Source organism: Marinobacter sp. UBA2498, from assembly GCF_002341575.1.
In the GTDB taxonomy this organism is placed as follows: domain Bacteria; phylum Pseudomonadota; class Gammaproteobacteria; order Pseudomonadales; family Oleiphilaceae; genus Marinobacter; species Marinobacter manganoxydans.
Window position 1 is genome coordinate 26,521 of the sequence record NZ_DDOI01000137.1, and the last position, 475, is coordinate 26,995.

Annotated in this window: 1 protein-coding gene; it reads left to right on the forward strand. The window is 63.6% G+C overall.

Translation table 11 applies throughout. The features are described 5' to 3' along the window. Positions 1 to 475: amidohydrolase family protein (locus B2W52_RS19015; RefSeq protein WP_286803909.1), on the forward strand; the 475-nt coding region annotated here is incomplete at both ends.

Below are 475 nucleotides of genomic sequence, written 5' to 3' on the forward strand. Positions count from 1 at the left end.
AAACGCCGCGATCTATGGCGAGGAAGTGAAGTTCGGCGGCGGCAAGGTGATCCGCGACGGCATGGGCCAGAGCCAGCGTGCCGATGCGGCGGTGATGGACACCGTGATCACCAATGCCCTGATTCTCGACTGGTGGGGCATCGTCAAAGCCGACGTGGGCATCCAGAAAGGCCGCATCGCCGCCATTGGCAAGGCCGGCAACCCGGATACCCAGCCAGACGTGACCATCGTGATTGGCCCTGGAACCGAAATCATCGCCGGTGAGGGCAAGATCCTCACCGCCGGCGGCATTGATGCCCACATCCATTTCATCTGCCCCCAGCAGGTCGAAGAAGCCCTGATGAGTGGTATCACCACCATGCTCGGCGGCGGCACCGGCCCGGCTACGGGCACCAACGCCACCACCTGCACACCGGGACCCTGGCACATTGGCAAGATGCTCCAGGCGGTGGATTCCCTGCCCATGAACATCGGC